Origin of the sequence: Streptomyces sp. JL2001, from assembly GCF_050917515.1 — a bacterium.
GTDB lineage: Bacteria > Actinomycetota > Actinomycetes > Streptomycetales > Streptomycetaceae > Streptomyces.
In genome coordinates this window covers 4,134,088-4,159,428 of the sequence record NZ_CP169421.1, presented here as the reverse complement: position 1 = coordinate 4,159,428, position 25,341 = coordinate 4,134,088, and the positions used below count along the sequence as shown (strand labels likewise).

25 protein-coding genes are annotated in these 25,341 nt (G+C 73.3%); 5 read left to right on the top strand and 20 right to left on the bottom strand.

Annotated features, from left to right (window positions below):
- The first annotated feature begins 32 nt into the window (after nt 1-32).
- Entirely contained in the window at nt 33-851 is an 819-nt protein-coding gene (locus ACE1OA_RS18590; protein ID WP_356603560.1) for a diacylglycerol kinase, read from the top strand.
- Between the two features lie 110 nt (nt 852-961).
- Here ACE1OA_RS18590 and ACE1OA_RS18585 read toward each other — a convergent pair whose 3' ends face one another.
- On the bottom strand, nt 962-1,441 hold the full coding sequence (locus ACE1OA_RS18585) for a GbsR/MarR family transcriptional regulator (RefSeq protein WP_432753092.1): 480 nt from the start codon (nt 1,439-1,441) through the stop codon (nt 962-964).
- Nucleotides 1,442-1,504: 63 nt separating this feature from the next.
- Here ACE1OA_RS18585 and ACE1OA_RS18580 point away from each other — a divergent pair, with 63 nt between their 5' ends.
- Nucleotides 1,505-2,437 (top strand): ABC transporter ATP-binding protein, encoded by a 933-nt coding sequence (locus ACE1OA_RS18580; protein WP_356603556.1) that lies wholly within the window; start codon nt 1,505-1,507, stop codon nt 2,435-2,437.
- Nucleotides 2,434-4,014, top strand: a complete 1,581-nt coding sequence (locus ACE1OA_RS18575; RefSeq protein WP_384874670.1) for an ABC transporter permease — start codon at nt 2,434-2,436, stop codon at nt 4,012-4,014. Before ACE1OA_RS18580 ends, ACE1OA_RS18575 begins: the two co-directional genes overlap by 4 nt.
- Nucleotides 4,015-4,102: 88 nt before the next feature.
- On the opposite strand, the gene ACE1OA_RS18570 is transcribed toward ACE1OA_RS18575, so the two are convergent.
- From ACE1OA_RS18570 to pyrE, 13 genes are all read right to left on the bottom strand, one after another.
- Entirely contained in the window at nt 4,103-5,320 is a 1,218-nt protein-coding gene (locus ACE1OA_RS18570; protein ID WP_356603552.1) for a cytochrome P450, read from the bottom strand.
- A gap of 9 nt (nt 5,321-5,329) precedes the next feature.
- A complete protein-coding gene (locus ACE1OA_RS18565) occupies nt 5,330-5,992 on the bottom strand; it encodes a response regulator (protein WP_147978908.1) in 663 nt (220 codons plus the stop codon).
- The gene (locus tag ACE1OA_RS18560; protein WP_432753091.1) at nt 5,989-7,296 is read right to left on the bottom strand and encodes a sensor histidine kinase; all 1,308 of its coding nucleotides are present in this window, start codon (nt 7,294-7,296) and stop codon (nt 5,989-5,991) included. The genes ACE1OA_RS18565 and ACE1OA_RS18560 overlap by 4 nt, the downstream gene beginning before the upstream one ends.
- An 87-nt stretch (nt 7,297-7,383) precedes the next feature.
- Entirely contained in the window at nt 7,384-7,524 is a 141-nt protein-coding gene (locus tag ACE1OA_RS18555) for a hypothetical protein (RefSeq protein WP_432753090.1), read from the bottom strand.
- Nucleotides 7,521-8,390 carry an alpha/beta hydrolase gene (locus ACE1OA_RS18550; RefSeq protein ID WP_432753089.1) on the bottom strand — a complete coding sequence of 290 codons (870 nt, stop codon included), beginning with the start codon at nt 8,388-8,390 and terminating at the stop codon, nt 7,521-7,523. Before ACE1OA_RS18550 ends, ACE1OA_RS18555 begins: the two co-directional genes overlap by 4 nt.
- Nucleotides 8,391-8,493: 103 nt before the next feature.
- Nucleotides 8,494-9,720 carry a kynureninase gene (gene kynU, locus ACE1OA_RS18545; RefSeq protein ID WP_432753088.1) on the bottom strand — a complete coding sequence of 409 codons (1,227 nt, stop codon included), beginning with the start codon at nt 9,718-9,720 and terminating at the stop codon, nt 8,494-8,496.
- A complete protein-coding gene (locus ACE1OA_RS18540) occupies nt 9,713-10,561 on the bottom strand; it encodes a tryptophan 2,3-dioxygenase family protein (RefSeq protein ID WP_432753087.1) in 849 nt (282 codons plus the stop codon). The genes kynU and ACE1OA_RS18540 overlap by 8 nt, the downstream gene beginning before the upstream one ends.
- A 110-nt stretch (nt 10,562-10,671) precedes the next feature.
- A complete protein-coding gene (locus ACE1OA_RS18535) occupies nt 10,672-11,556 on the bottom strand; it encodes a DUF3152 domain-containing protein (RefSeq protein ID WP_356776201.1) in 885 nt (294 codons plus the stop codon).
- A gap of 201 nt (nt 11,557-11,757) precedes the next feature.
- Nucleotides 11,758-12,171, bottom strand: coding sequence for a DUF3151 domain-containing protein (locus tag ACE1OA_RS18530; protein ID WP_147978903.1), 414 nt, complete (start codon nt 12,169-12,171; stop codon nt 11,758-11,760).
- Between the two features lie 105 nt (nt 12,172-12,276).
- Nucleotides 12,277-13,770, bottom strand: a complete 1,494-nt coding sequence (locus ACE1OA_RS18525) for an MFS transporter (protein WP_432753086.1) — start codon at nt 13,768-13,770, stop codon at nt 12,277-12,279.
- Between the two features lie 144 nt (nt 13,771-13,914).
- The gene (locus tag ACE1OA_RS18520) at nt 13,915-15,087 is read right to left on the bottom strand and encodes a MalY/PatB family protein (RefSeq protein ID WP_432753085.1); all 1,173 of its coding nucleotides are present in this window, start codon (nt 15,085-15,087) and stop codon (nt 13,915-13,917) included.
- A gap of 90 nt (nt 15,088-15,177) precedes the next feature.
- Nucleotides 15,178-16,200, bottom strand: a complete 1,023-nt coding sequence (gene fbaA, locus ACE1OA_RS18515; RefSeq protein ID WP_147978901.1) for a class II fructose-bisphosphate aldolase — start codon at nt 16,198-16,200, stop codon at nt 15,178-15,180.
- Nucleotides 16,201-16,409: 209 nt separating this feature from the next.
- A complete protein-coding gene (gene pyrE, locus ACE1OA_RS18510) occupies nt 16,410-16,949 on the bottom strand; it encodes an orotate phosphoribosyltransferase (protein WP_356603536.1) in 540 nt (179 codons plus the stop codon).
- Nucleotides 16,950-17,266: 317 nt separating this feature from the next.
- Here pyrE and ACE1OA_RS18505 point away from each other — a divergent pair, with 317 nt between their 5' ends.
- On the top strand, nt 17,267-18,724 hold the full coding sequence (locus ACE1OA_RS18505) for an NF041680 family putative transposase (protein WP_432752769.1): 1,458 nt from the start codon (nt 17,267-17,269) through the stop codon (nt 18,722-18,724).
- Between the two features lie 59 nt (nt 18,725-18,783).
- Here ACE1OA_RS18505 and ACE1OA_RS18500 read toward each other — a convergent pair whose 3' ends face one another.
- From ACE1OA_RS18500 to ACE1OA_RS18475, 6 genes are all read right to left on the bottom strand, one after another.
- Nucleotides 18,784-19,575, bottom strand: a complete 792-nt coding sequence (locus tag ACE1OA_RS18500; RefSeq protein ID WP_432753084.1) for an aldose 1-epimerase — start codon at nt 19,573-19,575, stop codon at nt 18,784-18,786.
- A gap of 21 nt (nt 19,576-19,596) precedes the next feature.
- Nucleotides 19,597-20,556 (bottom strand): SRPBCC family protein, encoded by a 960-nt coding sequence (locus ACE1OA_RS18495; protein ID WP_384871449.1) that lies wholly within the window; start codon nt 20,554-20,556, stop codon nt 19,597-19,599.
- A 106-nt stretch (nt 20,557-20,662) separates the two neighbouring features.
- Nucleotides 20,663-22,312: a polyamine aminopropyltransferase gene (locus tag ACE1OA_RS18490; RefSeq protein ID WP_356603530.1), complete on the bottom strand. Its 1,650-nt coding sequence runs from the start codon at nt 22,310-22,312 to the stop codon at nt 20,663-20,665.
- Between the two features lie 75 nt (nt 22,313-22,387).
- Nucleotides 22,388-22,906: a DUF2617 family protein gene (locus ACE1OA_RS18485; RefSeq protein WP_356603528.1), complete on the bottom strand. Its 519-nt coding sequence runs from the start codon at nt 22,904-22,906 to the stop codon at nt 22,388-22,390.
- Nucleotides 22,907-23,214: 308 nt separating this feature from the next.
- Nucleotides 23,215-23,427: a hypothetical protein gene (locus tag ACE1OA_RS18480; protein ID WP_356776189.1), complete on the bottom strand. Its 213-nt coding sequence runs from the start codon at nt 23,425-23,427 to the stop codon at nt 23,215-23,217.
- Between the two features lie 53 nt (nt 23,428-23,480).
- Nucleotides 23,481-23,738 (bottom strand): hypothetical protein, encoded by a 258-nt coding sequence (locus ACE1OA_RS18475; RefSeq protein WP_386542628.1) that lies wholly within the window; start codon nt 23,736-23,738, stop codon nt 23,481-23,483.
- 121 nt (nt 23,739-23,859) lie between these two features.
- Here ACE1OA_RS18475 and ACE1OA_RS18470 point away from each other — a divergent pair, with 121 nt between their 5' ends.
- Nucleotides 23,860-25,041 (top strand): pyridoxal phosphate-dependent aminotransferase, encoded by a 1,182-nt coding sequence (locus ACE1OA_RS18470; RefSeq protein ID WP_386542627.1) that lies wholly within the window; start codon nt 23,860-23,862, stop codon nt 25,039-25,041.
- Nucleotides 25,042-25,341 lie beyond the last annotated feature (300 nt).

Here is a 25,341-nt window from a genome sequence, read left to right as displayed (position 1 = left end):
TGCACAAAGATGCTACCCGAGGAAGGACCGAGGTGTCGGCTCACGACCAGCTGCTGGTGGTCATCGACCCGGTCGCCCGCCGGAATGACGGCGAGTCCGTACGGATCGCGAAGGATGTGTTGTGTGCGGGAGCAGAAGCGAAGATCTGCCTCCCGGACAGCCCGGAGGAATTCTCCCGGGCCCTGGCCAGGCGGGGTGCGCGCCGCCCGGTGGTGATCGGGGACGACCGCGCACTGCTACGCACGGTGACCCTGCTGCACCGGGAGCGTGAGCTCGCGGACGGCCCGCTCTCGCTCGTGCCGATCGGCGCCCCGGGCTCCCTGGAAGTGGCGCACGCGCTCGGCGTGCCGCAGAACGCGGTGGCCGCGGCCCGGGCGGTGCTCGACGGCACCGTCCGCCGGCTCGACCTGCTCGTCGACGACAGCGACGGGGTCGTGCTCGGCGATCTGAGCATTCCGGCCGCCCAGGGGGCCGGGGCGGCGCCCGCCCCGCCCTCGGTCTGGGGCACCTGCCGCTCGCTGGTGCGCACCCTCGTCCGTCCTGCCCCGGGGCAGGTCGCGATCCGCACCCACCGCCTGCGGGTGGAGGCGGACGGCGTGCTGCTCAGCGACGTGAACGCGCCGGTGGAGGGGGTGACCGTCCGCTCCCTGGCCGGCACGGCCGAGATCACGGTCCACCCGCCGGCCGCACCCGCCTTCCACGCGACCGCGCACACCCTCACGGTCTCCGGGCCGGACTTCCGCTACCGCGCGGACACGGTGGTGTCCGGGCCGGTGCGGCGCCGGACGTGGACGGTCCGGGCGCAGGCCTGGGGGCTGACGCTGCCGAAGGACGCGGAGGCGTACGGCTGACGGGCGCGCCCCGCGGGCGCACGCCCGGGGCGGCCCGGCCCGCGGGCGCACGCCCGGGGCGGCCCGGCCCGCGGGACCCGGGCACCGGCCGGGGCGCGGGCACGCGGGGCTCAGGAGCCGGCGCCGCCCTCCCGCCGGGCCCGCCAGCGGTCCAGCGTCCCGAGCATCTCGTCATGGAGGAACGCGAAGAACTCGGCCGTCTCGGCCGTCCGCGCGCCCGCCGCCGTGTCCGGGCCGAGGACGTCCGAGCCGTCGCGCAGCAGCTGCTCCCAGCGGGTCAGGAGCTGGTCGCGGCGGGTGAAGGTCTCGTACCAGAGCTCGGTGTGGAGGACGTAGCGGTCGCGGCGGGTGCCCGGGTCGCGTTCACGGCTGATCATGTTGACCTGGGTGAGGTACCGGACCGCGCCGGAGACGGCGGCCGGGCTGATCCTCAGCTGCTCCGCGAGCTCCGCCGAGGTCATGGAGGCCGTTTCGGAGGCGAGCAGCGCCGCGAAGACGCGGGAGGCCATCCGCTGCATGCCGGCCTCGGTCAGTTCGGCGGCGAAGCGCTCCACGAAGCGCGAGACCGCCTCGTCGTTGGTCGTCGTCATGGGCTCTACTTTATGCGCTTCCTTAACTTCACAAGTTTGTGAAAGTAGCGTACGTTCAGAAACATGACGAAGGCAATCACCGTGGCCGGACTGCACAAGTCGTTCGGCCGGACGCACGCGCTGGACGGCCTCGACCTCGCCGTCGAGGCCGGTGAGGTCCACGGCTTCCTCGGTCCGAACGGCGCCGGGAAGTCCACCGCCATCCGCGTCCTCCTCGGCCTGCTGCGCCCCGACTCCGGCGCCGCCCAGGTCCTCGGCGGGGACCCCTGGCACGACGCGGTCGCCCTGCACCGCCGCATCGCCTACGTCCCCGGTGACGTGACGCTCTGGCGGAACCTGTCCGGCGGCGAGGTCATCGACCTCTTCGGCAGGCTCCGGGGCGGGCTGGACCCGGCCCGGCGGGCCGAGCTGACCGAGCGCTTCGAGCTCGACCCGACGAAGAAGGGGCGGACCTACTCCAAGGGCAACCGCCAGAAGGTCGCCCTGGTCGCCGCGTTCGCCTCCGACGTCGACCTCCTCGTCCTCGACGAGCCCACCAGCGGCCTCGACCCGCTGATGGAGGAGGTCTTCCAGAGCTGTGTCTCCGAGGCGCGCGACCGGGGGCGGACCGTCCTGCTGTCCTCGCACCTCCTGAGCGAGGTCGAGAGCCTCTGCGACCGGGTCAGCATCATCCGCAAGGGCCGGACGGTGGAGACCGGATCGCTGGCGGAACTGCGCCATCTCACCCGCACGAGCGTCTCGGCCGAACTCGCCGGGACACCCGACGGGCTCGCGGCCCTCCCCGGCGTGCACGGCCTCGACGTCCGGGGCCACCGCGTCCGGCTCCAGGTCGACACCGACAAACTCGACGCCGTGCTGCGCGCCCTCACCGCCACCGGGGTCCGCTCGCTCACCAGCACGCCGCCGACCCTGGAGGAGCTCTTCCTCCGGCACTACGCCGCGGACGCCGCCACCGAGGGCGCCACCGCGTCCGACGCCGGGGTGAGCGCCCGATGAGCGCCCTCGCGGTCCCGCTGACCGGGACCGGCACCCTGACCCGGCTCGCGCTGCGCCGCGACCGGCTGATGACGCCGCTGTGGGTGCTGGTCGTCGGCGGCCTCGTGGCGAGCGGCTCCGGATCGCTGGAGGGGCTCTACGGCACCGCGGCCCAGCGCGCCGAACTGGCCGCCTCGATGAACGCCAACAGCTCGATGCGCTCGCTGTACGGCCCCGTCTTCGGCGACTCGCTCGGCGCCCTCGTCGCCTGGCGGTTCGGCACCTTCGCGGCCGTGCTCGCCGCCGTGATGAGCCTGGTCATCGTCGTCCGGCACACCCGCGAGGAGGAGGAGACGGGCCGTCAGGAGATGCTCTCCGCCGGGATGGTGGGGCGCCGCGCGCCGCTGACGGCCGCCCTGCTGGCCGCGCTGGCCGCCAACACCGCTCTCGCCCTCCTCGTCACCGTCTCCCTCGCCGGGCAGGGCGCGGGCGGGGCGCTCGCGCTCGGCCTCGCGATCGGCGGGACCGGGATGCTGTTCGCGACGACGGCGGCGATCGCCGCACAGCTGACCGAGAGCGCCCGGCTCGCCCGGGGGCTGACGTCCGCCGTCCTCGGGCTCGCCTTCGTGCTGCGGGCGGCGGGGGACGCCGGCCGGGCCGACGGCGGTTCCGTCCTGACGTGGCTGTCGCCGATCGGCTGGGCCGAGCACGTCCGCGCCTTCGCCGGAGTGCGCTGGTGGGTGCCGGGGCTGATCGCCGTCGCCGTGCTCGTGCAGACCGCCCTCGCCTACGGGCTGACCGAGCGGCGCGACGTCGGGATGAGCTTCCTGCCCTCCCGGCCGGGCCCGGCTCTGGGCCGGCTCGGCACGGCGGGCGCGCTCGCCCTGCGGCTCCAGCGCGGCACCGTCCTCGGCTGGTCCCTCGGCTTCCTCCTCGGCGGGATCGTCTTCGGCGGCATGGTCGAGGGCGCGGCCGACATCGTCGGCGACAACGAGCGGGCCCGGGAGATCTTCGAGCGGATGGGCGGCCAGAGCGGCCTGACGAACGCTTTCCTCGCCACGATGGTCGGCCTCTTCGGGATGCTCGCGGCGCTGTACGCGGTGGGGTCGGTGCTGCGGCTGCACGGCGAGGAGACCTCGGGGCGGGCCGAGCCGGTCCTGGCGAACGCGGTCGGGCGGCTGCGCTGGGCGGCCGGGCACCTGGTGATCGCGTTCGGCGGCGCGGCGCTGATCCTGCTGCTCGGCGGCCTCGGCCTGTACCTCTCGTACGGGCGGGACCTCGGTCCGATCCTGGGCGCGTCGCTGGTGCAGCTCCCGGCCGTATGGACCCTCGCCGGGCTGGCGGTCCTGCTGTGGGGCGCCGTCCCGAAGGCGGCGGCCGCGGCGTGGGGCGCGGCGGGCGCGGCCCTGGCCCTGGGCTGGATCGGTCCGGCACTGGACCTCCCGTCGTGGGCCCTGGACCTGTCGCCCTTCGGCCACCTGCCGAAGCTCCCCGGCCCCGAGATGACGTGGTCCCCGGTCCTGACCCTGACCGTCCTCGCCGCGGCGCTGACGACGGCGGGCCTGGCGGCACTGCGTCGCCGCGACCTCGCCGGCTGAGCGGTCGGGGGCGGGAGGACGGGGCGTCCGGACGGCCCCGCGGCGTCGCTCCCGCCGCGGGGCCGCGCACGCCCCCTCCCCCGGCCGCTCACACCGTCACGAGCAGCTCCTCCACGCCCCGGATGACGTAGCCCGGCTTCCAACGCGGCTCGGCGGCGAGCCGGAGGCCCGGTGCCTTGCGCAGCAGCGCCTCGAAGACCGCCGTGAGCTCCAGGCGGGCCAGCGGGGCGCCGAGGCAGTAGTGGATGCCGGCGCCGAAGGTGATGTGCGGGTTGTCGGCCCGCGCCAGGTCCAGGGTGTCGGCCGTCGGCCCGAAGCGGGCCGGGTCGCGGTTGGCCGAGCCGAAGAGCAGGGCGACCTCGGAGCCGCGGGGGATGAGCCGGCCGCCGACCTCGATGTCGTCGAGGACCCAGCGCTCGAACATCTGCAGCGGGGTGTCGTACCGCAGGATCTCCTCCACAGCTGTGGACAACAGCCCGTCCGGGTCCGCCCGCAGCGCGGCCAGCTGCTCGGGATGGCGCAGCAGCGTCCACCAGCCGTTGGCCGTGGTGTTGACCGTCGCCTCGTGGCCCGCGTTGAGCAGCAGCACACAGGTGGAGACCATCTCCTGCTCGGTGAGCTCCTCCACCCCCACCAGGGCCGAGATCAGGTCCTCGCCGGGTGCCTTGCGCCGCCGCGCGATCAGCTCCCGCAGGTAGTCGGAGAACTCCACCGACGCGGTCACCGCCCGGCGGGCCGTGTCCTCCGAGGGGTTCAGCTCGAACATCCCGCAGATGTCGGCCGACCACGGCCGCAGCCGCGCCCGCTCCTCGTCCTCCTCCGGGATCCCCAGCATCTCCGCGATCACCGCGACCGGCAGCGGCTCCGCCACGTCCGCGAGGAGGTCGCCGCCGCCGCGCTCCACCAGGCCGTCGACCAGACCGGCGGCGAGCGCGCGCACGGTCGGCTCCAGCCGCTCCACCGTCCGCGGGGTGAACGCCTTCGAGACCAGCCGCCGGATCCGGGTGTGGTCCGGCGCCTCCAGGTCGAGCAGACCGTGGTCGTTGAGGGTGTGGAACGGCTCGTGGGCCGCCGGGGGCGCCTGGCGGCCGAACTCCTCGTGCGTGAAGCGGTGCAGGTACGTCCGGCCGAGCCGGCGGTCCCGCAGCAGCGCCGACACGTCCTCGTGGTGCGGGATCAGCCATTGCCGGGTCGGCGCGTTCCAGTGCGCGCGACCCCCGGCCCGCAGCGCGGCGTACGCGGGATAGGGGTCGGCGATGAAACCGGGCGATTCGGGGGCGAAGAGGTCCTCGGGTGCAGCGTCCATGACCGGACGCTACCCGCCGACCTGCACCAGCCTCGCCTCGTACGCGAAGACCGCGGCCTGCGTCCGGTCCCGCAGCCCGAGCTTCACCAGGATCCGGCTCACATGCGTCTTGATCGTCGACTCGGCGACCACCAGGTGGTCGGCGATCTCCGCGTTCGACAGGCCCTGGGCGATCAGCACCAGCACCTCCGTCTCCCGCTCGGTCAGGTCCCCGACCTGGGCGAGCGCCGGCGCCCGCGGCGACTCCGCCGCCTTGGCGAACTCGGTGATCAACCGCTTCGTCACCGTCGGCGCCAGCAGGGCCTCGCCGGCCGCCACCACCCGGACCCCGTCGGCCAGTTGCCGCGCGGAGGCGTCCTTCAGCAGGAAGCCCGAGGCCCCGGCGCGCAGCGCCTGGTACACGTACTCGTCGAGGTCGAAGGTCGTCAGGACCAGCACCTTGGCATCGGCGTCCGCCGCGACGATCTCGCGCGTCGCCTCGATGCCGTTCAGCTCGGGCATCCGGATGTCCATCAGGACCACGTCCGGACGCAGCGCCGCGACCTGCGCGACGGCCTCGCGTCCGTTGACCGCCTCGCCGACGACCTCGATGTCCGGCATCGCGCCGAGCAGGACCGAGAAACCCTCGCGGACCATCATCTGGTCGTCGACGATCAGCACCTTGATCGTCATTCCGCCGCCTCCTCACGCGCCACGGGGATGAACGCCGTCACTTCGTAGCCGCCGTCGGCCGTCGCCTCGGCCGTCATCTCGCCGCTCAGCATGCCCACCCGCTCGCGCATGCCCGTGATGCCGTGCCCGGCGCCCGGCGACGGCTGGACCAGCCCGCGCGCCGGACCGTTCACGATCCGCAGGCCCAGGCCGCCGAGCACGTAGCTGACCTCGACCTTCGCCTCCGCGCCGGGCGCGTGCCGCAGCACGTTGCTCAGCGCCTCCTGGATGATCCGGTACGCCGAGAGCTCGACGCCCTGCGGCAGCTCCCGCACCGCGCCGGTCACCGTCTTCTCGACGGCGAGGCCGGCCTCCCGGACGTTGGCGACCAGCCCCTCGAGCTCGGCGAGGGTGGGCTGCGGGGCGTCGGGGGCCTCGTAGTCCTCCGCCCGTACGACACCGAGGACGCGACGGAGTTCGGTCAGGGCCGCGACCGCGTTCTCGCGGATGGTGGCGAACGCCTGCTCCAGCTCCGGCGGCGGGTTCTCGACCCGGTAGGGGGCGGCCTCCGCCTGGATCGCGACCACCGACATGTGGTGGGCGACGACGTCGTGCAGCTCGCGGGCGATCGTGGTGCGCTCTTCGAGCAGGGTGCGGCGGGAGCGTTCGACGGCGGTCACGGACTGCTGGGCGGTGACCTCGCGGGCGGCCTGCCGACGGACCTGGAGGACGGTCACCACGAGCAGCGAGAGCGCGGCGCAGAACAGCAGCGGGGGGCCGTCGGTGGTGTGGCCGACGCCGAGGAAGACCTCGGCGAGGACCGCGTACCCGGCGGTCAGCAGCCACATCCAGCCCGCGGTGCGCGGCCGGGTGCGGGCGGCGACGACCGTGAGGACGACGAGGTGCGCGGCGAAGGAGTTCGGGCTCCAGGGCCAGCCGTCCCCGTAGCTGCCGAGGAAGCCGAGGAAGGGGGTGGAGATCAGCGACGCCCAGAAGGCGAGCACCGGGCGCACGAGGGTGAGCAGCACGATCACCGCGGGCCCGAAGGAGTACAGCGCCAGCACCGGCGCGGCCGAGCCGTGCACGACGGACGCGCCGATCATGAAGACGAGGAAGGAGCAGCCGGCGACCACCACGTGCGGTGTCCACGCCATGCGGGCGCGTATCCGCCCGGGCAGGCGCCGCGTGATCGGCCCGTCGACCGCCATCGGCGGCATCGGGCGGTAGGCGAAGGCGTCGTGGAAGAGGTCCTGGCGCAGCCCGGAGAGCGCGCCCTGGGCCAGGCGGAACTCGGGGCTGCGGCTCTGCTCGGAGGTCTGGGTCACGTACGCCAAGGTACGGGGAGGGCACGGACGGGGTCGTCCCCATGAATGGGGATCCTTCCGCGTCCGTCCCAGGTACTACGTCGCTGATCAGGCCCCGGTCGCCGGGGTGCGGCCGGGGACGGGCCGGACCGGCGGGTTCGCGACGGCGCGGCCGGTCGCCGGGGTGCCGCCGGACGCCTCCGTCCGGAGGATCACCGGGCCGCGGCAGTCCTCGGCGGTTCCGTTCACCAGGCCAGCTGGGCGATCTCCTCCGCCACCACCGCGCACGCGTCCGCGGACGGGTCGATCAGCGGGAAGTGGCCCACGTCCTCCAGGAGGGTGAGGCCCACGGCCTCGCCCGCCTTGGCCGCCGCCTCCGCGTAGGCCTGCGCGACGGCCTGCGGGACGACGACGTCCTCGCGTCCCTGGACGACCGCGGTCGCGATCCCGGTCGGCAGCAGCAGCGCCGGGTCGGCGTGCCGCGCGCGGACGTCGAACTCGCCCTCGCCGCCGAGGAACTCGGTGACGGCGCCGCCGCACACCCCGAGCTCCACGGCCCGGTCGAAGTGCGCGATCGGGGCCAGCGCGACCACCCCGCGCAGCGGCGGCGGGGAGCCGAGCCGCCACGGCGAGTCCGGGGGAAGGACGTGCCGGGCCGCGGCCCACAGCGCGAGGTGGCCGCCCGCCGAGTGGCCGGTGAGCACGATGCGGCGGGGGTCGGCCTGCGGCAGGTGCTCCACGGCGAGACGCGGCACGGCGTCCAGGGCGGCGGCCACGTCGTCGAGGGTCTCGGGCCACCGCCCGGCGACCGGGCCGGTACCGCCCTGCCGCGGGATGGAGCCGCCCCGCCGGTACTCGACGCTGGCGACGGCGAAGCCGCGGCGCGCGAGGAAGTCCACGAAGGGAGTCAGGTGCTGCCGGTCGTAGGGCGCCCGCCAGGCACCGCCGTGCAGGGCGACGACCAGCGGGACCTGCTGAGCGCCGTCCCGCGGGGCGTAGAAGTCGACGACCTGGTCGGGGTGTTCGCCGTAGGCGGCGGAGGCGTCCGGGGCGACGGCCGGGTGCGAGAAGGCCGATGCCTCCTCGGCGGCGTCCCGCGCGGCGGGGTCGGGCATGCTGTTCCAACCTCTCGGGTACGGGGCCGAATCGGCCTGACCTGCGGGGACCGTACCAGGAGTGGGGGCCCCGCAGGTCAGGTGATCACCGGACCGTACGGCCTCAGGCGGAAGTGGACCCTCCGGCCGTGCTCGCGGGGATCTCCGCGAGCACCTCGGCCAGGGTCCGGGCGGCCCGCTCGGCGTCGGCGAAGCCCACGTAGAGCGGGGTGAAGCCGAACCGGAGCACGTCCGGACGACGGAGGTCGCCCACCACCCCGCGCCGGATGGACTCCGCCATGACGGCGGGCGCCTCGGCGCAGCGCAGCGCCACCTGGCTGCCGCGCTCGGCGTGCGCCTCGGGGGTCAGCGACTCCACCCGGCCGGCCGGCGCGTACGCCCGGACGCACTCCAGGAAGAAGTCCGTCAGGGCCAGGGACTTGGCCCGGACGTCCTCGACGGCGACGCCGTCCCACACGTCGAGCGCCGATTCGAGCGCCAGCATGGAGAGGATGTCGGGGGTCCCCACCCGGCCGCGCGGCGCGCCGTCGGCGGCCTCGTACCCGGTGGTCATGCCGAAGGGGTCGGCGTGCGAGTTCCAGCCGGGCAGCGGGGAGTCGAACGCGGCCTGGTGCCGCTCGGCGACGTACAGGTACGCGGGTGAACCGGGGCCGCCGTTGAGGTACTTGTACGTGCAGCCGACGGCCAGGTCGACCCCGTGCTCGTCCAGCCCGACCGGCAGGGCACCGGCACTGTGGCACAGGTCCCAGATCGCGAGCGCGCCCGCCGCGCGGACCGCCGCCGTGATGCCGGGCAGGTCGTGCAGCCGGCCGGTGCGGTAGTCGACGTGGTTGACCAGTGCGGCGGCCGTGCGCGGCCCGACGGCGTCCGGGACCTCGGCCGGCGTGACGGGCACGATCCGGCGGCCCGTCATCCGCGCCGCGGACGCGGCGATGTAGCCGTCGGTGGGGAACGTCGTCGCGTCGACGAGTATCTCGTCGCGTCCGTCGCCCGCGAGCCGGGCGGCGGCCACCACGGCCTTGAAGACGTTCACGCTGGTCGAGTCGCCGACCACGATCCGGCCCGGGGCGGCTCCGACGAGCGGGGCGATCCGGTCGCCGATCCGCTCGGGCGCGGTCCACCAGCCGCTCTCGTCCCAGGAGCGGATGCGCAGCCGCCCCCACTCACGGGTGATGACGTCGGCCATCCGGGCGGGCACGTGCGCGGGCAGGGCCCCCAGCGAGTTCCCGTCGAGGTAGACCGCGTCGTCCAGGGCGAACCGCTCGCGCAGCTTGCCCAGCGGGTCGTCGGCGTCACGCAGCAGCGCGTTCTCGCGCAAGGTCTCAGACATGGCTGCGTGCCGTCCACAGCTCGGGGAAGACGTTCTTCTGCGCCCGCTTCTCCAGCCAGGCCACGCCGGCCGAGCCGCCGGTGCCCGTCTTGGAGCCCATGGCCCGCCGGGTGGCGACGAGGTGGTCGTTGCGCCAGCGCCAGACGAGCTCGGCGACGTCGCTCAGCGCCTCGCCCAGCCGGACGAGTTCGCCGTTCTGGTCGGTGTCCGCGTAGATCCCGGCCCAGACCAGCTCGACCTCGGACGACGGCTCGTACTTCTTCGCCAGGTCACGGCCGAGGACGGCCTCGGGCACCGGCAGGCCGCGCCGGTGGAGCAGCCGGAGCACCTCGTCGTACAGGCTGGGCTCGTGCAGCGCCTTCTCCAGCTCCGCGTGGACCCGGGGGGCGCCGCGGTGCGGGACCAGCATCGACGCGGACTTCTCGCCGAGCAGGAACTCCATCCGCCGGTACATCGCCGACTGGAAGCCGGAGCCCTCGCCGAGGGCGGCGCGGTAGGCGTTGAACTGCGCCGGGGTCAGCTGGGCGAGCGGGCGCCAGGACTGGTTCAGGGCCTCCAGCTCGCGCACGGAGCGCTTCAGCGCGTCCATCGCCACCGAGATGCGGTCCTCGCGCAGCGCGCGGCTCGCGGTCTCCCACTCGTGGACGATGACGGTGAACCACAGCTCCATGACCTGGGTGGTGACCAGGAAGACCATCTCGCCCGGGTCGTCGGAGCGCAGGTGCTGGAGGTGGGTGAGAACGTCCGCCTGGACGTAGTCCTCGTACGGCGTGGTGCCCGCGAAGTCGAGGTTCGGGTCATCGACCGAACCGGCTCCGGAGGCATCGGGGAAGGTGGACATCGCTGTCTCCTCGATACGAACTACCGGGTAGCGGTCCGCTCCTTCCGATTGGCAAGTGGAGCCCCGGTCCCCTCGGGCCGTGTGCCTCGTCGCACGCGGTCCCACGCGCATCATGACACGATCGGCCCGGTGATGTAGCTCCCGTCTTCGTCATACGGATACGCGTTCGATCGACAGCCTTTCAGGCCCTTGATCTGCTGCATCATCACCGGAGCGAGCTTCCCGGCACCGGGGCAGCCCATGTGCTGCCGGATGCCGATCTCGTGGCCGACCTCGTGGTTGATGATCAGGTGGCGGTACTCCGCGGGCGTCCCGGCGAAGGTCGGCGAGCCCAGCATCCAGCGCCGGAGGTTCACCACGACACCCGTGGTCGTCTCGCAGTTCAGCTCGCCGTGGGTGTTCAGCCCGCCGGCGAGGCAGAGCCGGTCGGCGGTGGCGGGCGTGGCGATCCGGATGACGAAGTCCTCGTTCTCGTCGACCAGCTGGAAGCGGCCCCGGCCGTGGGCCGCCCAGCCGCGCGGATGGGCCAGGATCTGCTGGATCTCGGCGGCCGCGTCGCGGGCGGAGAGGTCGATGCCGTCCTCGACCTGGACGCGGTAGCGGCGCAGCGAGCCCCCGGTGCCGACGGCCTCGCCCGAGGACCGGGCGGTGCTGAAGGTACCGGCGCCCGAGGCGGGCACGCCCGTCTTCTTCTTCGGTGTGGGCTTCGGCGTCGGCTTCACGGTCGCCTTCGGCGTCGCGGCGCGCGTGGTGGCCCGGGGGCTCGGGGTCGCCGTCGTCGGGTCGGGCACGGGGGCCGGTGCCTCCGCCGCGGTGACCGGGCCCTGGCCGGTGTCCCCGCGGTAGTGCGCGAGTGCCGCGCCGCCGCCGAGCGAGACCGCCGCCAGTGCGAGGGCCGGCAGCGCGAGCCGGGCCACGGCACCCCGCCGGGAGCGTTTGCGGCCGCGCTTCGGTGTTCGTCGCCGTCCGGCGGGGACGGCGGCACGCTTACCCAAGATCGGACTCCCCCTGCGTGGGCCGGTGCGGGGAGAGGTGGGGCCTCCGGGCCGGCGCTCGTTACTGCGGTCCGGAGGATCGTAACCGCCTCTTCGAACGGCTTCGAACGACTCCCGGACTCCGGCCCGATCTGTTCCTGCGCAGGTGAACAGGGCGTGTCACCCCGGGGACGGACAGCGACCCCGGGGTGGGATGGGACGTCAGCCGAGGGTGTCGGCCGCCGTCTGGGAGGAGTCGCGCAGGAAGGTCGAGCAGCGCTCGTACTCGTCCTTCTCACCGATGTCGCCGGCCGCGCGCGCCAGCGCGTGCAGCGCCCGCAGGAAGCCCCGGTTCGGCTCGTGCTCCCACGGCACCGGGCCGTGGCCCTTCCAGCCGCTGCGGCGCAGCGCGTCCAGGCCCCGGTGGTAGCCGGTGCGGGCGTAGGCGTACGACTCGACGACCCGGCCGCCCTCGTACGCCTCGTCGGCGAGCTGGGCCCAGGCCAGCGAGGAGGTCGGGTACTTCGCGGCGACGTCCGCCGGCGCCACGCCGTTCGCGAGCAGCTCGCGCGGCTCGGGATCGTCGGGCAGGTGGGTGGGGGGCGGTCCCCCCAGCAGGTTCTCGTGGATGGCCATGGCCCCAGTCTGCCGCAGCGCCGTGCCGGCATGTCCGCCGGACGCCGCGCGGGCCCCGCCGGACCCGGGCGGGTGTCACGTCTCCCCGCCGGACCCGGGGGGATGTCACGTTTCCCCGCGTTCGCGTTCCTCCGGAGCGGAGGGCGGAGCGGTCTCCCCCCGGGCGCCCGGATCCAGCGGCGGAGAGGTCACCCCGCAGTGGACCTTGCACTCGGGGTGGCAGCGCGCCTCCTCCGCGCGCTCCGGCGAGCGGACCAGCGTCCAGGCCAGCACCGCTCCCGCCACCAGCACCGCCGCACACATCGGCATCGCCCGCCGGAACGTCTCCCCGAACTCGGCCGCCGATTTGTACGCCTCGGGGCCCATCCCCGCCAGCAGCGGCAGCGCCGCCACCGCGATGAGACCCGCCGCCCGCGCCGCCGCGTTGTTGATCCCACTCGCCAGACCCGCCCGGCCCACGTCCACCGACGCCAGCACGGTCGCGGTCAGCGGCGCCACCAGCGTGGTCATCCCCAGGCCGAGGACCAGCAGCGCGGGCAGCACGTCCAGGACGTACGAGGGGTCCTCGCCCACCCGCAGCATCAGCAGCATCCCCGCCGCGCACAGCAGCGGCCCCACAGTCAGCGGGATCCGGGGCCCGATCCGCTCCCCCAGCTCGCCCGACCGCGCGGAGAGCAGCAGCATCAGCACCGTCGTGGGCAGCAGCGCCGTCCCGGCCCCGAGCGCCGAGTAGCCGGACACCACCTGGAGCTGGAGCGCGGCCAGGAAGAAGAAGCCGCCGAACGCCGCGTACACGCAGAGCGTCACCAGGTTGACCGACGTGAACAGCCGGGACGCGAAGATCGACGGAGGCGCCATCGCCTCCTCGCCCCGCCGGCGTTCCACGAGGACGAAGAGGGCGCCCACCGCCACCCCCGCGACGGCCGGCCACCACGCCGCGCCGATCAGCGCGTAGGTGACCAGCGCCAGGCCCGAGGCGCCCAGGACGGCCCCGAGGACGTCGAAGCGGCCGTGCGCGCTCTCGTCCCGCGATTCGGGGACGTGCCGCAGCGCGACCGGTACGCACAGCGCGGCCAGGGGCACGTTCAGGAGGAACACCCAGCGCCAGCCGGGTCCGTCGACCAGCCAGCCGCCGACGAAGGGGCCGATCGCCGCGCCCACGCCGCCGAAGCCGGACCAGAGGCCGACCGCCCGGGCCCGGTCGTCGGGATGGAAGCTGGCCTGGATCAGCGCGAGCGACCCCGGTGTCAGCAGCGCTCCGCCGACGCCCTGGAGGGCCCGGGCCGCGATCAGCACGCCCGCGTTCGGGGCGAGCCCGCACAGCAGCGAGGCCAGCGCGAACCACACCACGCCGACGACGAACACCTTCCGCCGTCCGTAGCGGTCCCCCAGCGCTCCGCCGAGCAGGATCAGCCCGGCCAGGGTGAGCATGTAGGCGTTGACGGTCCACTGCAGGTCCGCCAGGTCGGCTCCCAGGTCCTCGCCGATGTGGGGCAGGGCCACGTTGACCACGGTGGAGTCGAGCAGTGCCATCCCGGACCCCAGCACGGTCGTGAAGACGATCCACCGTCCCGTTCCCGTGGCGAGCCTGATGTCCATGCTTTGCATCGTCCCGCGATCGCGCCGCCCACGCCTGCCGACCGGGGTACGGCCGCGGGACGGGCCGCCACCGCGGGAGGGGGTCCGCCCGGCGTCCCCGGCGCGGCGGGGCGCCTCGTCCCGCCGGGCCGGAGGACGCTCCGCTCAGCCGGTCCGCAGCCTCGTCGCCGCCCGCACCAGGGCGTCCACGCCCCGCTCCGCCTTCTCGCGCGGGCAGCCCACGTTCAGCCGGACGAACCCCGGCGTCCCGTACACCCCGCCCGGCATGATCGCGACCTTTTCGGTCTCCACCAGCTCCCGCTGGAGCGCGCTGTCGTCGACACCGAGGGGGCGCAGGTCGACCCAGGCCAGATAGCCCGCCTCCGGGGGCGTCCACTCCACTTCCGGAAGCCCCTCCCGCAGGCGCTCCGCGAGCATGCGCATCGTGCCGGCCACATAGGACCGCAGGTCGTCGAGCCACACTCCGCCCTGCCGGTACGCGGCGATGTGGGCGGTCAGCGAGAGCACCGCCGGGGACGCGAGCCCCTCCCCGGTCTCCATGCGCCGGATGAACGCCAGGCGCTCGTCGGGGTCGCCGATGATCCCGTACGAGCCGCTCAGCGCCGGGAAGTTGAAGGACTTCGTTCCCGAGGTGACCACCGCCCACCGCCGGCCGCGCCCCGCGGTGGCGAACCGGGTCCAGGGCAGGTGCCGGTGGCCGTCCGCGACCATGTCCGCGTGGATCTCGTCGCTCACGACGGCCACGCCGTGCCGCTCGGCGAGTCGCGCGAAGTGCGCCAGCTCGTGCTCCCGCCACACCCGCCCGGTCGGGTTGTGGGGCGAGCAGAGCAGCAGCATCCGCGTGTCCGGGCGCGCCAGCTCCCGCTCCAGGGCCTCGGTGTCCCCGATCGGCACGCCCCGCAGCTCCCGCCCGAGCCCGGTGACGGCCTTTCGGAACCCGTCGTACGTCGGGGTGTGCACGACGACCCCATCGCCCGGCTCGGTCCACATCCGGAGCAGCTGGGAGAGCTGGTTCAGTACGGAGGGCGCGTAGACCAGCGTCTCGACGTCGAGCTCGGTCGCGTACCGGCTCGCGTACCAGTGGCGGACCGCCTCCCGGAACTCCCCGAGCCGCCAGTCGGTGTAGCCGAACACGCCGTGCTCCACGCGCTCGCGCAGCGCGGCCAGGACTTCCGGCGGGGAGGCGAAGTCCATGTCGGAGATCGTGAACGGGAGCAGGTCGCCGACGCCGAAGCGGTCCGCTATGCCGTCCCACTGGACCGACCAGGTGCCACGGCGGTCGATCACCCGGTCGAAGTCGTATGCGTACGTCGTCACGCGCAGCCCTTCACATGCCGAGGGCCCGGCACGGCCGCCGAAGCGGTCGCGCCGGGCCCCCGGGACACGGTTTCGGAACGGAGCCCCGAACTACTTGATCTTCGTGCCGGTCGAGCGCAGCGCAGCGCACGCCTCGGTCACGCGCTGGGCCATGCCCGCCTCGGCCAGCTTGCCCCAGGTGCGCGGGTCGTAGGTCGACTTCTTGCCGACCTCGCCGTCGACCTTCAGGACGCCGTCGTAGTTCTTGAACATGTGGTCCGCGACCGGACGCGTGAAGGCGTACTGGGTGTCGGTGTCCAGGTTCATCTTCACGACGCCGTTCTCCAGCGCGGTGGCGATCTCCTCGGCGGTGGAGCCGGAGCCGCCGTGGAAGACGAAGTCGAACGGGGAGGCCTTGCCGTACTTCTCGGCGACGCCCGCCTGCAGGTCCTTGAGCAGCTCGGGGCGGAGCACGACGTTGCCCGGCTTGTAGACGCCGTGCACGTTGCCGAAGGAGGCGGCGAGCAGGTAGCGGCCCTTCTCGCCCAGGCCCAGGGCCTCGGCGGTGCGGATCGCGTCGTCGACCGTGGTGTACAGCTCGTCGTTGATCTCGTGCGTGACGCCGTCCTCCTCGCCACCGGTCGGGGTGATCTCGACCTCGAGGATGATCTTCGCAGCGACGGCCTTGGCGAGCAGCTCCTGGCCGATGGCCAGGTTGTCCGCGAGGGTCTCGGCGGAGCCGTCCCACATGTGGGACTGGAACAGCGGGTTGCGGCCGGCCTTGACGCGCTCGGCGGAGATGTCGAGCAGCGGACGGACGTAGCCGTCCAGCTTGTCCTTCGGGCAGTGGTCGGTGTGCAGAGCCACCGTGATGTCGTACTTCGCGGCGACGATGTGCGCGAACTCGGCCAGGGCAACGGCGCCCGTGACCATGTCCTTGTTGTGCTGGCCGCCCAGGAACTCGGCTCCACCGGTCGAGATCTGGATGATGCCGTCGCTCTCGGCCTCCGCGAAGCCGCGCAGCGCGGCGTGCAGGGTCTGGGACGAAGTCACGTTGATGGCCGGGTAGGCGAACTTGCCTGCCTTCGCCCGGTCGAGCATCTCGTTGTAGACCTCGGGGGTTGCGATGGGCATTCGTCCGCTCCTTGTGATGTGCGGTATGTGCGTTGCTTGACCCTGACCTGGGGCGACGTCATCGTCGGGGCCCATCTTTCCAGACTCTTGTACGGACACCATGACGAAGGGGCGGAGCGTTTCACGTGAAACACTCCGCCCCTCCTGAAAGCCGCAGGTCAGAACCGCTCGGCCGGTGCCGTGGCCCCTAAGTCACGACTTCGCGTCGGTCAGGCCAGATCCAGGTCCGCCAGCTGGTAGCCGGTGAGGTAGGCCAGCCCCGCGCCGGCGATCGCGTCGGCCGCACCGCGGTCCACGATCGTCGCGACGGCCACGACCTCGCCACCCGCCTCGCGCACCGCCTCGACGGCCGTCAGCGGCGAGCCACCGGTGGTCGAGGTGTCCTCGACGACGAGGCAGCGCTTGCCCTTGACGTCCGTGCCCTCGATACGGCGCTGCATGCCGTGCGCCTTCTGCGCCTTGCGGACGACGAAGGCGTCCAGCCGCTGCCCACGGGCGGCGGAGGCGTGCAGCATCGACGTCGCGACCGGGTCGGCGCCCAGAGTGAGGCCGCCCACGCAGTCGAAGTCCAGGTCGGCGGTCAGGTCCAGCATGACCTGACCGACGAGCGGCGCGGCCTCGCCGTCCAGCGTGATCCGGCGCAGGTCGATGTAGTAGTCGGCTTCCAGACCCGACGAGAGGGTCACCTTGCCGTGCACCACGGCCTTGTCCTTGATCTGCTGGAGCAGCTCAGCGCGTACGTCAGTCATGGTCAGCAGCTTAAGGGCTGTCCCGTAATCCGCGGCGGGCGCACGACGCCGGCTACGGCACCTCGCGGCGTTGTCGGATCGCCCGAATACGCCCAGTATGAGGACGACCCTCCGCCTTGCGATGCACCGCATCCGACGCCGTGCACCGACCCACCGCGGATTACGGGACAGCCCTTAGCTTGATCTTTAACGTGCGTTGTCGAACGGTGGGTCGTACTTGATCACTCGGTTCGGTAACCGCCGTACACGGAAGCGGCCTTCGTCTGAACATGTGCTCCGACCAAGGAACACACACGTCCAGCACGAAGGCCGTGAGGATGAGTCTGCAGCATCACGATGCCCGGCGAGAGCCGTTGGCGGATCTGTCACGCTTCCGGGGCGAGTTCTACTCCTGTCTCACCTCCCGTTCGGACGCTCTGTTCGAGCTGACGGATGCAGTTCTGTGCGGGGACGGGCCGGTGAGATCACTGGCCGAACTGTCGCTGGTGGGCGAACACCGACGCGGGCACGGAGGGCTCTACGCCGCCCTCGCCCAGGGCCGCATCGACGCCGACCGGATGCGACACACCCTGGCTTCGGTGCCGCTGCCACGAGCAGTCGACGGCCGAATCGTCCTGGCCGTCGACGTCACCTGCTGGCTGCGGCCGGACGCCCACACCTCACCGCAGCGGATCCTCTGCCACACCTACGGCCGCGGCAAGGACCAGCACATCCCCGTTCCCGGCTGGCCCTACTCGATCGTCTGCGCACTGGAACCCGGCCGAAGTTCATGGACCGCGCCGCTCGACGCGTTGCGTCTGGCGCCCGGGGACGACACCGCCACCGTCACCGCCCGACAGCTGCGCGACCTGGTCGAGCGGCTCATCACCGCAGGCCAGTGGCAGGCCGGGGACCCGGACGTCCTCATCATCGCGGACGCCGGATACGACGCACCCCGCCTCGCCTTCCTCCTCAAGGATCTGCCGGTGCAGGTGCTGGCCCGGATGCGCTCGGACCGTGTCCTGCGTCGCCCGGCACCGCCCCGGCAGCCTCACACCAGGGGCCGGCCGCCCCGGCACGGAGGCGAGTTCGTCTTCGGACAGCCCGACACCTGGGGCACCCCGGACACCGACACCGTCACCGACACACGCCTCTACGGCACCGCCCTCGCACGCTCCTGGAACCGGCTCCACCCCAAGCTCACCCACCGCTCGTCCTGGGCCGCGGCCGACGGCACCCTCCCGATCGTCGAAGGGACGGTGATCCGTCTGGACATCCAGCATCTGCCCAGCGGCGCCACCCCGAAGCCGGTCTGGCTGTGGTGGTCGGGAACCGACGCAGACGCAGCGGACACCGACCGTCTCTGGCAGGCATACCTGCGGCGTTTCGACATCGAGCACACCTTCCGCCTGTTCAAGCAGACCCTCGGCTGGACCTGCCCGAAGATCCGCACCCCCGAGGCGGCGGACCGCTGGACCTGGCTGATCCTCGCCGCCTACACCCAACTACGACTGGCCCGACCGCTCGCGGCCGACCGCCGCCGCCCCTGGGAAAGGCCCGTTCCCGCGGACAGACTCACCCCCGCACGGGTCCGCCGCGACTTCCGGCACATCCGCCCGCAAGCCGCCTGCCCGGCCAGAGCACCGAAACCCACCCACCCCGGACCCGGACGACCACCCGGCCGCAAAAACACCCGGCCCACCCCACGCCACGACGTCCACACACCCCGCAACACACAGCCGGCCAACCAGCGAGCGAAGAAATCGACCACCCCACGGCCCCGCCGCACAGGTTAAAGATCAAGTTAGGGCGTGTCCGGAAAGGCAGCGGCGTCCGCCCGCAGGGCGGGGCCGCGTCAGAGCCGCCGCCAAGTCCAGGTGGCCGCGATCTCCAGCGGATCGATGGGGGTCACCAGGCGCGGAAGGGTGTTGAGTCCGTTCGGCGGCCCGGACTGCGGTTCCACGCACACCGCCTCCGGCTGCTCGTCGTAGAGGACGACCCACGCGGCCCGGCTGGTGACCTTCAGTTCCAGCTGCTCCGGCCAGGTCAGCGTGACGTCGACACCGTCGGGCATGCCGAAGCAGTCGTCCCACGGGCCGGGCGTCGGGCCGATCCGGCGGCCGGTCGGGAGGTGGTCCGTGCCCCGCTCCTCCTGCCAGTCGGCGGTGAAGTCGACCCGCACGTCCTGGCCGCCGTCGCCGAGGTTCCGGCGGAACCAGGGGTGCCAGCCGGCCTGGGCCGGGAAGGAGTCGTCGGTGGCCTCGACGCCGAGGGTGAGGGTGAGCGCGTCCTCGGTCAGCTCGACGAGCTGGGTGACGCGTCCCGCGTACGGCCAGGGCTCGGTGAGGTCGTACGTGAAGGCCGCCTCGCGCTCGCCGGCCCGGGCGGTCTTCCACGCGGTGTCGCGGCCGGTGCCGTGGATGGCGTGCGGGGCCGCGTTGAGGGGCAACTGGTGGGTGGTCCCGCCGTTCCGGAAGCGTCCGCCGGCCGTGCGCCCGCACCAGGGCACCATGGGGAAGCAGCCGTACCGCTCGCCCTGACGCAGCAGCTCGTGGCCGCCGATGCGCAGGCTCTCGATCCGGCAGCCGTTGTCGGGGCTGATGGTCAACTCGGCGTCGCCCGCCGTCAGTCGCGTCTGCTCGCTCACGCCCCCGACCCTAACGGGGTGTCAGCGTCGGCGCCGCAGGGCACGGCCGACGACGACCGCGGAGGCGAGGGCGAGGGCGGCGGCGGGGGCGATCCACCGCAGGGTGGCTCCCGAGCCGCCGGAGTCCGGGGCGGGCACGGGGGCGTACCGGCCGCGCGGCGGCGCGTGGTCGACCTCCTCGGCGCTCCGTCCGATCATCGTCCGACGGGCGTGCGCGGCCTCGACGGCCGGGGTTTCGGCGGGCAGCTCCACCGGGGTCTCGCCGAACTCCTCGTCGAGCCGGGGGTCGAGCGAGGGCGGCGGGACCGGAGTGTCGAAGACGGACGGACGACCGGGTTCCTCGACACCGTCGTCGACGCCGTCGCTGTCGCTGTCCGCCTCGCCGTCGGGCGCCACCGCGGCGGCGCCGTCCTCGGGAGTGCTCTCCGGGGCCCCGTCCGGCGTCTCGTCGGCGGTCTCGTCAATGGTGCCGGCGGCGGTGGCGTCGGCGGTGGCGTCCGGCACGGAGGCGTCGTCCGCGTCCGGGGACGCGAGGGCGCCGGCTTCGGCCGTCCGGGCGGCAGCCGAAGCCAGGGACTCGGCGAAACGGTCCATCAGACGGCGGCCGGCCGAGGCCGTGACCTCCTCCGGCTGGTCCGCGAGGCGCCCCTCGGCGGCGAGCGTGCCGGTGAAGGCCAGCTTCGTGCCCTCGGCCACCGGGGTGAGCACCAGCGTCAGCACCAGCTTCGCCGCGCCCTTGCCGCGGGCCTCCGCTCCCTCGCCCTCGGCCACGAAGGCGCCGTCGCGCTCCCTCAGCCGCAGAGCGCCGCGGTAGGTGATGGTGTTGCCGCCGACCCGGACCTTCAGCCGGCCCGAGAGCGGGCCCGCGTCCGCGTCCGCGTCCTGCTGGAGGCCGGGGACGCAGCGCGCCACCCGTGCGGGGTCCGTCAGCGTCGCGCGCAGGACCTCGGCCGGAACCGGAACGAACACCTCATGCTCCATGGAAGCCGAGCCTACTCAGCACCGGCGCCGACGTCGCCTGTTTGTGCGCCCCGGCCCCCGCTCCGGTGTCCGTCGCAGGTATGCCCCGGCCCCGCTCCGGTATCCGTCAGCCGCCGTAGCGGGGGTGCACCAGCGTCGAGGGCGGCAGCGCGGCACCGTCCGGGTCCCGGGTCCGCTCCGTGCTCCGGGCGCCGGTCACCAGGTGTCCTGCCGTGAGGGACCGCAGCACCGGCGCGTCCGCGGCCAGTCCCAGCGGGGGCGGCTTCCGCCCCGGGGCCGCCAGGAGGAATCCCCAGTCCCGCGGGACCCGCTCGCCGGTGCTCGCCCGCTCGGCCCGGTCGGGCCCCGCGGCGAATCCGGCGGCCCGGCCGCTCGCTCCGTAGGGCCTCGTGGCGAAGCCGGCGGACCGCAGGGTGGCCTCCACCGTCCAGTACGTCCCCGGGCGGGCCGAGGCGGAGCCGGCGTGCACGACCACCCGTCCGCCGTCCGCGAGGGCCCGGGCGACCAGGCCGTAGAACTCCTCGGAGTACAGCTTGGTGCTGGACGTGATGCCCGGATCGGGCAGGTCCGAGATCACCACGTCGTACCGGTGGCTCGCGCCCGCCCCGCGCAGCCAGCGGAAGGCGTCGGCGTACGCCACCTGGACGCGCGGGTCCCGGAACGCCTGCCGGTTGAGCGCGGCGAGCTCGGGGTCGGTCCGGGCGAGGTCGACGACTCCGGGGTCGAGTTCGACGACGGTGACCGCCTCGACGCCCGGATAGCGCAGCACCTCCCGCGCGGCGAGGCCGTCCCCGCCGCCGACGATCAGCACGCGCGCGTGAGCTCCGTTCATCGCGGGGTGCACCAGCGCCTCGTGGTAGCGGTGCTCGTCCTGCCCGGCGACCCGCAGGCGGCCGTCGAGGAAGAGGTCCGGCGGCCTGCCCCGCTCCCCCGTCACCACGACCTCCTGCTGCCGGGTGTGCACGGCGACCCGCACGCTGTCGCCGTACACCGCGCGCCGCGCCGCCGACTCGAAGTCGTCGACGAGGACGGTCGCGGTGGCGAGGACGGCGAGCACGGTCACGTTCACCGCGATCAGCAACGTCCGGGCGCGGGCGGTCAGATCCCGCCGGAACAGCCACAGCACGAGCCCGGCGCCCGCCACCGCGTTCACCGCGCCGGTGACGAGCGCGCCGGTGAGCTGGCCGAGCCAGGGCAGCAGCAGGAACGGGAAGGCGAGGCCGCCGACCAGCGCGCCGACGTAGTCCGCGGCGAAGAGGTCGGCGACCGTCCCGGCCGCGTCGTCCTTCTCCCGTACGCCGGGCGAACGCGCCGACTCCGCACGCTGGATGAGCGACATCAGCAGCGGGATCTCGGCTCCGATGAGGACGCCGATGGCGAGGGAGAACGCCACCAGGACGTACCTCGACTCGCCGAGCCAGGCGAACGCCGCGTACAGCACCAGCGCGGAACAGCCGCCGATCAGGGCGAGTCCGGCCTCCACCAGGCCGAAGCCGACCGCCGCGTGGCAGCGCAGCCGCTTGGCCAGCAACGAGCCGACGCCCATGGCGAAGACCATCACGGACAGCACCACGGACGCCTGGGTGACCGAGTCGCCGATCAGATACGAGGCGAGCGCGACCAGTTCCAGTTCGTAGACCAGACCGCAGGCGGCGCAGACGAAGACCACGGCGAGGACCGGATACCGCACCGCGCTCGGCCTCACGGGCAGCCGCGTCACCCGCTTGGGTGGCACGGTCACGGGCGAATCGATCATGTTCGTAACGCTACGTCACACTACTTTCGCCGCCTGTCACCCACACGAGTGCACCTGGGTCGCTCGGGCGGCGCATCACAGCGAGGCGGGCATACGAACGCCGATCCGCGTCCGGGTGACCACCAGCTGCCCCTCCTGCGGGTACGCGTGCCAGGTGCGCCAGCGCACCTGCCCCTCGTGGCGCTGCGCCAGCATCGCGGTGAAGGCGTACGGGGAGCCGGGGAACGTCCCCGCGAGACCGTTGGGATGGTCGGCGACGAGCGCCAGCAGCTCCTGGGCACGGCCGGCGAACGAGCCGTCCGACAACGTCTCGACGCGAGCGGCGAATTCGTACTCCCAGCCGCCGACGCGCTTGGAGACGCCCAGCGGCAGCGGCGTGCTGCTGCCCGGCATGCAGGCGACGGTCTCGGAGCAGCTGCGGCCCTCCTCCTCCAGAAGCACCTGGTGGGAGGCGCCGAGCAGACGCAACTGGAGCTTGGCTGCGCCGAGTTCGAGGTCGAGCGCGGCGAGTGCGGGCAGCGGCTCGCGCCCCAGGGCCCAGGCCAGATCGGCCGCACGCGTGTCGGTGTAGGAGGTCTTCAGGGTCGTGAGCATGGGTCGGCTCCGCAAACACGGTTTGACGGGTGGGCCGGGGGCGCCCCGGAGAGGGATTCAACGGGAGTGGGGGATCGCCGGCTCGGGTCCACACACGGTCCGAGGGCTGGATGTTCTCAACAGCGAGGGAATCACGGACTTCGAGCGACTCACAGCGTTTTTACCCAACTTGACGTGGTTTCCATCCCCCCGGGGACCCCAACGTTCACTTGTTCAATCGGAATCCACCGCGGGCCTCCGCCACGCACTGTCCGGCCGGACCCGGGCCCGGCCGGACAGCGCGGGTTTCGCGCGGACGGCGGCCCGCGTCAGCTGCCCCCGCCGCAGCCGCCCCCGCAGCCGCTGCCCCCGCAGGACGACGAGCCGCAGGACGAACCGCCGGCACAGGAGCTGCCGCCTCCGCCCCCGCCGCCGCCCGCCCACCAGCTGCGCCTGCGCCGCCGGCTCGCACGGCTCGCCTTCGAGAACACCAGGCCGATCACCACGAACAGGATCAGAAATCCGAAGAGCAGTACTTCCATCCGTGTCACCCCCGTTGGTCTGTGTGAGGGGGATGCCCCTCACGGATCCGGCCTCAACCGCAGTTGAGGAAGTGCAGAGCTTTCAGCTGCCGCAGGACGAGCTGGAGCAGGAGCTCGACGAACACGAGGAGCTCGAACACGACGAGCTCGAACACGAGGACGACGAGCAGGAGAACGACGAAGACGAGGACGAGGGGGACGAGGACGAGCCCGACGACGGGGCGGTACCGGCGGACGCCGTCCCCGCGCCCGCCCACCAGCTGTCCCCGCCCTTCCGCCGCGTGCTCCGCAGGCCACGCCGGGCGATCCACACCACACATCCGATGACGAGCGCGAGGCCCGCGAGGAAGAGCAGAAGTTCCATGACCCGGCGATCCCCTCGCCGCGTCCCCGCCAAAGCCCACTTGAGGAACTCCAGAGCTTCGCCGCAGGATGGCGCCCATGAACCGACCGCTGCTCAATCGCCGGCTCGCCGAGTTCGGGACGACGATCTTCGCCGAGATGTCCGCACTGGCCGCCCGGACCGGGGCGATCAACCTCGGCCAGGGATTCCCCGACACCGACGGGCCCGAGGAGATCCGGGAGGCCGCGGTCCGGGCCCTCCGCGAGGGGCACGGCAACCAGTACCCGCCCGGTCCCGGCGTCCCCGAGCTGCGCGAGGCCGTCGCCGACCACCAGCTGAAGCGCTACGGCCTCGCCCACGACCCCGACGCGGAGGTGCTGGTCACCGCCGGCGCGACCGAGGCGATCGCCGCCGCGCTGCTCGCCCTGGTCGAGCCGGGCGACGAGGTGATCGCCCTGGAGCCGTACTACGACTCCTACGCCGCCTGCATCGCCATGGCGGGCGGCACGCGCGTACCGGTCACGCTCCGGCCGTCCGAGGGCCGCTACGTCCTGGACCTCGACGAGCTGCGGGCCGCCGTCACCGACCGGACGCGGCTCATCCTGCTCAACACGCCGCACAACCCGACCGGCACGGTGCTCACCCGGGACGAGCTCACCGCGGTCGCCGAGCTGGCCACCGAACGGGACCTGCTGGTGGTCACCGACGAGGTCTACGAGCACCTGGTCTTCGACGACGCCGAGCACATCCCGATCGCGACCCTGCCCGGCATGCGGGACCGCACGGTCACCATCGGCTCGGCCGGCAAGACCTTCTCCTTCACCGGCTGGAAGGTCGGCTGGGTCACCGCGAGCCCCGAACTCACCGCCGCCGTCCGGTCCGCGAAGCAGTTCCTCACGTACGTCGCCTCGGGACCGTTCCAGTACGCGATCGCCGAGGCGCTGCGGCTGCCCGACACCTACTTCGAGGGCCTGCGCGCCGACCTGCGCGCCAAGCGGGACCTGCTGAGCGACGGCCTGGCCCGCGCGGGCTTCGAGGTCCACCGCCCGGCCGGCACCTACTTCGTCACCACCGACATCCGCCCCCTGGGCGAGTCAGACGGCTTCGCCTTCTGCCGCGGCCTCCCGGAACGCGCCGGCGTCGTCGCCATCCCGAACGCGGTCTTCTACGACCACCGCGACGCGGGCGCCCCCTTCGTCCGCTTCGCCTTCTGCAAGCGGACGGACGTCCTGGAGGAGGCGGTGGCGCGGCTCAGGACGCTCGCGGCCTGAGGCCGGGCCGGGACGGGCATCGGGGACGCCGCTCCCCGGCTTCCGCTCACCGGAAGCCGGGCCGTCCGCCGAACGGCCGCTCCTCGCTGTCCTGGGGATGCCTGGTCGCGGCGTGGACGAGGCGGCAGGTCGAGGTGCGGGCAGCGGCCCACGACGTCGGCTTGCGGCGGCGCGCCCGGCCGGCGGGGATCGGGGCACGGCACCGGATGGGCTGCGGCGGGGAGTTTTCACCCGGGTGGGCCCGTGCCCCTCGCGCGCCCCCACGGCGCCGCACGGATCGTCGGGTAGACCGATTTATCG

What these genes read in the sequence shown, in the direction of transcription:
- ACE1OA_RS18585 (WP_432753092.1), bottom strand. Translation starts at nt 1,441, where the DNA reads ATGACGACGACCAACGACGAGGCGGTCTCGCGCTTCGTGGAGCGCTTC.
- ACE1OA_RS18580 (WP_356603556.1), top strand. Translation starts at nt 1,505, where the DNA reads ATGACGAAGGCAATCACCGTGGCCGGACTGCACAAGTCGTTCGGCCGG.
- ACE1OA_RS18575 (WP_384874670.1), top strand. Translation starts at nt 2,434, where the DNA reads ATGAGCGCCCTCGCGGTCCCGCTGACCGGGACCGGCACCCTGACCCGG.
- ACE1OA_RS18570 (WP_356603552.1), bottom strand. Translation starts at nt 5,320, where the DNA reads ATGGACGCTGCACCCGAGGACCTCTTCGCCCCCGAATCGCCCGGTTTC.
- ACE1OA_RS18565 (WP_147978908.1), bottom strand. Translation starts at nt 5,992, where the DNA reads ATGACGATCAAGGTGCTGATCGTCGACGACCAGATGATGGTCCGCGAG.
- ACE1OA_RS18550 (WP_432753089.1), bottom strand. Translation starts at nt 8,390, where the DNA reads ATGCCCGACCCCGCCGCGCGGGACGCCGCCGAGGAGGCATCGGCCTTC.
- kynU (WP_432753088.1), bottom strand. Translation starts at nt 9,720, where the DNA reads ATGTCTGAGACCTTGCGCGAGAACGCGCTGCTGCGTGACGCCGACGAC.
- ACE1OA_RS18540 (WP_432753087.1), bottom strand. Translation starts at nt 10,561, where the DNA reads ATGTCCACCTTCCCCGATGCCTCCGGAGCCGGTTCGGTCGATGACCCG.
- ACE1OA_RS18530 (WP_147978903.1), bottom strand. Translation starts at nt 12,171, where the DNA reads ATGGCCATCCACGAGAACCTGCTGGGGGGACCGCCCCCCACCCACCTG.
- ACE1OA_RS18525 (WP_432753086.1), bottom strand. Translation starts at nt 13,770, where the DNA reads ATGGACATCAGGCTCGCCACGGGAACGGGACGGTGGATCGTCTTCACG.
- fbaA (WP_147978901.1), bottom strand. Translation starts at nt 16,200, where the DNA reads ATGCCCATCGCAACCCCCGAGGTCTACAACGAGATGCTCGACCGGGCG.
- pyrE (WP_356603536.1), bottom strand. Translation starts at nt 16,949, where the DNA reads ATGACTGACGTACGCGCTGAGCTGCTCCAGCAGATCAAGGACAAGGCC.
- ACE1OA_RS18505 (WP_432752769.1), top strand. Translation starts at nt 17,267, where the DNA reads ATGAGTCTGCAGCATCACGATGCCCGGCGAGAGCCGTTGGCGGATCTG.
- ACE1OA_RS18495 (WP_384871449.1), bottom strand. Translation starts at nt 20,556, where the DNA reads ATGGAGCATGAGGTGTTCGTTCCGGTTCCGGCCGAGGTCCTGCGCGCG.
- ACE1OA_RS18490 (WP_356603530.1), bottom strand. Translation starts at nt 22,312, where the DNA reads ATGATCGATTCGCCCGTGACCGTGCCACCCAAGCGGGTGACGCGGCTG.
- ACE1OA_RS18485 (WP_356603528.1), bottom strand. Translation starts at nt 22,906, where the DNA reads ATGCTCACGACCCTGAAGACCTCCTACACCGACACGCGTGCGGCCGAT.
- ACE1OA_RS18480 (WP_356776189.1), bottom strand. Translation starts at nt 23,427, where the DNA reads ATGGAAGTACTGCTCTTCGGATTTCTGATCCTGTTCGTGGTGATCGGC.
- ACE1OA_RS18470 (WP_386542627.1), top strand. Translation starts at nt 23,860, where the DNA reads ATGGCGCCCATGAACCGACCGCTGCTCAATCGCCGGCTCGCCGAGTTC.